This window comes from Vreelandella sp. 2A-K22 (assembly GCF_054065485.1).
Genome location: NZ_JBSUGC010000025.1, coordinates 35634 through 42036 on the forward strand (window position 1 = coordinate 35634; position 6403 = coordinate 42036).

Consider the following 6403-nt stretch of genomic DNA (forward strand, 5'->3'; position numbering starts at 1 on the left):
GATTAAAACGCCGCATAAAGACGACCGGGGTTAAAAATGCCATGGGCATCCAGCTCCGCCTTTAGATTGCGATGATATTTCTCGACCACTGCATTGAGCGGTGTGAATGGATCTGCGGCGCCGCCCTGGAGCTGAGGTGTGTAGCAAGTGGCGTGGCCGCCTACTGCGCTACAGGCATCGCGCAGGGTACTGGCATCCAAGGTGGTTTTCAGCCAGCGCTGGCTGCCCGCCCAGTCGTAAAAAATATCGGCCTCGGGAATATCCAGCGCCAGCGGCGCGGTGTTGGGCGGTAGTGACAGCCGCCACAGCGATTGGTCGGCGCTACAGGTGAAAAATGCGTGAGTATGGTCGCGTAGTTCTTGCCAGAAGCTGGCATCAAGTGGCTCGCCACCTAGACTTGCCTGGGTTGCGGCCACAGAGCTTTTGCCGCCTTCCAAGCGCAAAAACAGTTCGCCGTGGTGCCAAGCGGCGGCGGTAATCGGTAGCGGTTTTCGGCCCAGTTCGGCGAGTTTTTTAAGCGCCTCATCCAGCCCAATGGTTAAGCGCAGGCTGTGAGTCGCGGTGGGAATAGGCAGCACTTTAAAGGAGATGTCGGTCAATACGCCGAGCGTGCCCTGAGCGCCTGCCATCAGGCGCGACAGGTCGTAACCGGCGACATTTTTCATCACTTCGCCGCCAAAGCGGAGGAGTTTACCCTCTTGGGTGATTATTCGCGTGCCCAGCACAAAGTCACGGACTGCGCCTGCCCAGGGACGGCGTGGGCCAGAGAGGCCGGTGGCCACGGCACCACCAATGGTAGACGCTTCACCAAACATGGGCGGCTCAAAGCCCAGCATTTGGTGTTTCTCTGCCAGTACTTCCTGCAGGTCGCTAAGCCGAGTGCCAGCGCGCACGGTCACTACCAGTTCCACTGGGTCATAGCTCACAATGCCACTATGTTCGGCCATCTGCAGTGCTTGGCCTTCCACCGGTCGGCCATAAAAGGCGCGGGTATCTCCGCCTACAATGCGAAGCGGTGTGCGTGCGTCATAGGCGCTGCGTACCTGTTCACACAGGGCATCAGCGATATCGCGGTCAGCAATCGCTCGTTCGGTCATGGTCTTTCCCACTATTGGTCTTTTCCATTATTCGTTTTGGCTAATTATTGTCTTAGCTTCGGCTTGTCTCGCTGCTAGAAGCGCGGTAGCTCCGGATGCGGTAGTTCGTTGTTATGCACATGCATAGCACCAAACTCGGCGCAGCGCGCCAGCGTCGGAATATTCTTGCCGGGGTTGAGCAGTCGCTGTGGATCAAAGGCGGCTTTCAAGGCATGAAACACACTGATTTCATCCGCCTGGAATTGGCTGCACATTTGATTGATTTTTTCACGCCCAACGCCATGCTCACCGGTGATCGAACCACCCGCGGCCACGCATAGCTCAAGAATCTTGCCGCCCACCTCTTCGGCAAGCGCCAACTGGCCTTCTTTATTGGCATCAAACAGGATCAGCGGGTGCATATTGCCATCGCCGGCGTGGAACACGTTGGCCACCGCCAGGCCACTCTCTTCTGAAAGTGCGGCAATGCCTTTCAGCACGCGGGGGAGCTCTCGGCGGGGGATGGTGCCATCCATGCAGTAGTAATCCGGTGACATACGGCCCACTGCAGGGAAGGCATTCTTACGCCCAGCCCAGAACTTGGCGCGCTCGGCTTCATCCCGGGCCTGTTGGATATTGGTGGCCCCGGCGGCTTCCAGTACGCGGCGAACGGTGTCGCAGTCGTCGTCCACGTCGGCTTCAACGCCATCCAGTTCGCAGAGTAGAATCGCCTCGGCATCGAGGGGGTAGCCAGCTTTGACAAAATCCTCGGCGGCTTTGATGGCGAGCTTGTCCATCATCTCCAGGCCACCAGGAATAATGCCTGCGGCAATGATATCGCCGACGGCGCGACCGGCTTTCTCGACATCGTCGAAGCTTGCCATCAGTACTTTGGCGGTTTCCGGCTTGGGCAGTAGCTTGACGGTAATTTCGGTGACCACGCCGAGCATGCCCTCAGAGCCGTTCATCAATGCCAGCAGATCAAAGCCTGGCGCATCAAAAGATTCAGCGCCCAGCGTCATGTGCTCGCCCTCGATTGTGAGCACATCCACGCGCATCACGTTATGCACCGTTAGGCCATATTTTAAGCAGTGTACGCCGCCAGCGTTTTCGGCCACGTTACCACCGATAGAGCAGGCAATTTGAGAGGAGGGATCCGGCGCGTAGTAAAGGCCATAAGGCGCAGCGGCTTCGGAAATCGCCAGATTGCGCACGCCGGGTTGAACCCGCGCCAAGCGGGCTTCAGGGTCGACTTTGAGAATTTGGTTAAAACGCGACATTACTAAAAGTACGCCCTGTTCCAGCGGCAGCGCACCGCCGGAAAGTCCAGTACCCGCGCCGCGAGTGACCACAGGCACGCCAAGCGCATGGCAGCGCTTGAGCAGCTCTTTCACCTGGTCAAAGGTTTCCGGCAGTGCCACCAGCATCGGCAGCACGCGATAGGCCGCCAGCCCATCGCACTCAAAGGGGCGCAGGTCTTCTTCGCGATGCAGCAGCGTCATATCAGGAACGGCTTGCTGCAGGTCGGTTAAGACTTCGCTTTTATCGCGCCGAACCAGTGCACCGTCCAGGCGCTCATCAAAGAGGATATTCATTAAGACATCCCATGCTTATTATCGTTAAAGGTAAATGCTAAAACGGTCTGTAGATAACATGGCCTCAATTTGGGCTTTTTTTACCCGCCTGTCTAGGCTGTGGTGCATTGGTCTGACCAGTAATTAGTCGACTGTGTTGTCTTCTTTGTTTTAGTACTGGGTTAAGTACTGGCAAGCTGGACATAAAGCCCATCAGGAGAGCTAACATGCCAGAGGAGAATCAAGCCTTGTCACCCGGGCTGCGAATGCCGGATCAGGTGGCTACCCGGCTTGAGCGTTTAATTCTTGATGGAGTTTTTCGGCCCGGCCAACTGCTTCCTTCTGAGAGGCGGCTGTGTGATCGGCTGGGCGTCTCCCGTGCTTCGCTGCGTGAGGGGTTGAGAATTCTGCGCAGTAAAGGAATTATCGATACCCGCCAGGGCCACGGCTCGACGGTCGCGACGCTGTTGCCGGTGGGTAACCAAAGCCCATTGATGCATCTGTTTAAAGATCACCCGCGCACGCTGTTTGATCTGTTAGAAGTGCGCGCCCTGCTGGAAGGGGAGTCGGCGCGGTTAGCCGCGAGCCGCGGCACATCCGCCGATCGGGTGCTGATCACTCGACGCTATCGCGAAATGGCCGACTACGCGGAAAGTGCAGAAAGCATTGATGTCGAGCGTCTAGCGCGACTTGATCACGCCTTTCACCTGGCGGTCTCCCAGGCGTCCCACAACCCGGTGTTGGTGCATACACTGCAGAGCCTGACCGATTTACTGCTCAGCTCGGTGTTTGCCTCGGTCAAGCACCTTTATCACTTGCCTGCCCCCAGGACGATGATCAATCAGCAGCATGCGCAGTTGCATGAGGCCGTAGTCAACGGCGAGGCGGAGCAGGCAGAACAGGTGGCGCTAGAGCACCTCTCCAGCATCAGCCAATTGCTACGCGATTTAGAAGAGGAGCACGAACGGCTAGAGCGCTCCTCCATGCGACTTGAAGATTGGCAGTAGTTCAATCATTAATACACCAACAACAACCCAGGAGATCAATGTGGCCATTTATCAATACGGTGAGTATCGCCCAGAGATTCACGACGAGGTCTACATCGCGGAAACGGCGGATGTTATCGGCCAAGTGACCTTAAAGGCACATTCAAGCGTCTGGTATCAGGCCGTGTTGCGCGGCGACAGTGACCATCTGGAGATAGGCGAAGAGAGTAATATTCAGGATGGTGCGGTTCTCCATGCTGACCCAGGCTTTCCGCTTAAAGTAGGCAAAGGGGTGACGGTCGGGCATCAGGCTATGCTGCATGGCTGCACCGTAGGCGATGGCTGCTTAATCGGTATACAGGCGGTAGTACTCAATGGCGCGGTGATTGGTGAGAATAGCCTGGTGGGTGCCGGTGCCTTTATTAAGGAGGGCGCGGTGTTTCCGCCTAACTCTTTAATCGTTGGCTCGCCTGCCAGGGTGGTGCGGGAGCTTTCTGATGAGGCCGTTGCGGGTATGAAAAAGAATGCCCAAGGCTATGTCGAGCGCGGTAAACGCCACAGCCAGGAGCTAAAGCGAATAGACTGACGCTAGCTGGCTAGATTGATCTCACCAAAACGACAAAACCCCCAGGTTTAGGCCTGGGGGTTTGTGTTTCTAGCGTAGCGTTTACGAGCCCTAGCTCACATACGACCACTACATCACATCAACGGATCCGTGACGCCAATAACGTAGAACGCAATCAGTGCGATGGTACCGGCAAAGATGAGGTAGTAGATGGTGGGCAGAATCGTCTTACGCAGCGTGGCGCCTTCACGGCCTAACAGCCCGACCGTTGCTGACGCCGCGACCACGTTATGGATGGCAATCATATTACCTGCCGCCGCACCCACGGCCTGCAGCGCTACCATCATGGCCGTAGAGAGGCCCAGAGTTTCAGCAACACTAAACTGGAACTCCGCCAGCATTAGATTGGATACCGTGTTGGAACCTGCAATAAAGGCGCCCAGCGCCCCTACCGCTGGGGCAAAGAAGGGGTAAATGCCGCCTACGCTACTGGCCACCGCCTGGGCCATCATCACCGGCATTGAGACAAGATCCGCGCCATTAACGCCGGAGTTGATCAAGATGCGCACCATCGGCACGGTAAAGATCAAAACGAAACCCGCCCCAAAAATCGTTTTGGTAGATTCAGACACCGCAGCGCTAATCTTTTGCGGATTCATGCGGTGCAGGAAATAGGTCACAATGACCACGGCAATTATAATACCGCCGGGCAAGTAGAGCGGCTGAACCCCACCGCTGATTCCCGCTTCACCAAGAATATTGTTCCAACTGAGGTTAATAGAGGTAAGTGCTGTTTTGAGGGGCTCAATAATGCGAGAGGCCACCAAAAACAGTGCGAGCAGCACATAGGGTACCCAGCCTTTAAAGGTGGACATCGGCGCTCTGCCGACAACGTCGTCAAGCTTGATCTGCAGGTTGCCGATCCACTCGTCTGGCCAAGAAGAGGACTCGGGGAAGTCCCAGGTATCTTTAGGCATCAGAAAGCCGCGTTTGGCAGCGGGTACGACAATCGCCAAGCCCACCATCGCGCCGATCATTGACGGGAATTCAGGGCCCAACAGCACGCCCACCAGCATGTAAGGCACTACGAAGCAGATACCGGTAAAGATGGCGAAGGGGGTAATCGACAGTCCCTCTTTCCAGGAACGGTTGGCACCGAAGAAACGCACCATCACGGTAACGAGAATCAGCGGCATTAAAATGCCCACGATGCCGTGAGTAATCGCCACTTCGCTGGTGACTAGTTGGAAGAAGACATCCCAGCTTGAGCCTACCGAGTCGAGTTCGGCGCTAATGCCAGCACGATCCAGGCCACTACCGACCCCGACCACAATAGGCGTGCCCACCGCGCCAAACGAGACAGGCGTTGATTGAATCATCATACCCACGACCACAGCAGCAAGCGCCGGGAAGCCAAGAGCGACCATTAGCGGTGCAGCTACCGCGGCGGGCGTACCGAAGCCTGAGGCCCCTTCGATAAAACAGCCGAACAGCCAGGCAACAATCAACGCCTGTACACGGCGGTCAGGGCTAATGCCTGAAAAACCATTACGGATAGCCGTAATACCGCCGGAGTGCTTAAGCGTATTAAGCAGCAGTATGGCGCCAAAGATGATCCATAGGAGACCCGCAGTTTGAATCAGGCCTTGGATGGTCGACGCCGCCACGCGGCTAAAGGACATATCCCAAGCGGTTAAGCCAATAATGGCCGCGGTCAGGAAAACAATCGGCATCGCTATCTTGGCAGGTATTTTAAACCCTATGAGCAAAATACCGGCCAGCAACAGTGGCAGGAAGGCCAGAAGTGCAAGTATCGTTTCATTCATGGAAGGAACTGCCCCTTGTTATTGATTTGGTATGCTCCGCAATAACCGTCTGGCAGTCGTACCGCCAGTCGGGTGTAGGTGAAAGATACGATTAGGCTAATCATATGACTACATTGGAAAATTGGTCTTACCACTTAAGTGCTTGTTTGATAGCTGGTTTTGCACGGCTTTTATTTTCTTATATATATGTTTTTAAATGGTTTTTTGGTAGTCGGGGGTAAGTCTAAAGGCGCTGAGTCATTAGACTAATACCTGAATCCGTGAGACCGGCCCCCAGGAATGCTTCTAACCTACTGAACTGCATGGCAATATAGCGAATATCGCCATTCACCCAGACAGTGCCATGCCCAACGTCAAATTCCGCGCCAGTCGCCGC

5 protein-coding genes are annotated in these 6403 nt (G+C 55.6%); 2 read left to right on the forward strand and 3 right to left on the reverse strand.

What is annotated here, in order from left to right:
- Positions 1-2 precede the first annotated feature (2 nt).
- Entirely contained in the window at positions 3-1097 is a 1095-nt protein-coding gene (glcE, locus tag ACW17M_RS23345) for a glycolate oxidase subunit GlcE (protein ID WP_141440712.1), read from the reverse strand.
- A 74-nt stretch (positions 1098-1171) separates the two neighbouring features.
- Positions 1172-2671, reverse strand: a complete 1500-nt coding sequence (glcD, locus tag ACW17M_RS23350) for a glycolate oxidase subunit GlcD (RefSeq protein WP_027958133.1) — start codon at positions 2669-2671, stop codon at positions 1172-1174.
- A 206-nt stretch (positions 2672-2877) separates the two neighbouring features.
- On the opposite strand from glcD, the gene glcC reads away from it, so the two are divergent.
- Both glcC and ACW17M_RS23360 read left to right on the forward strand, forming a co-directional pair.
- Positions 2878-3657 carry a transcriptional regulator GlcC gene (glcC, locus tag ACW17M_RS23355; RefSeq protein WP_159177278.1) on the forward strand — a complete coding sequence of 260 codons (780 nt, stop codon included), beginning with the start codon at positions 2878-2880 and terminating at the stop codon, positions 3655-3657.
- A gap of 40 nt (positions 3658-3697) precedes the next feature.
- Entirely contained in the window at positions 3698-4222 is a 525-nt protein-coding gene (locus ACW17M_RS23360; RefSeq protein WP_457548181.1) for a gamma carbonic anhydrase family protein, read from the forward strand.
- A gap of 113 nt (positions 4223-4335) precedes the next feature.
- Here ACW17M_RS23360 and ACW17M_RS23365 read toward each other — a convergent pair whose 3' ends face one another.
- Positions 4336-6027: an L-lactate permease gene (locus tag ACW17M_RS23365; protein ID WP_009287404.1), complete on the reverse strand. Its 1692-nt coding sequence runs from the start codon at positions 6025-6027 to the stop codon at positions 4336-4338.
- Positions 6028-6403: the final 376 nt, after the last annotated feature.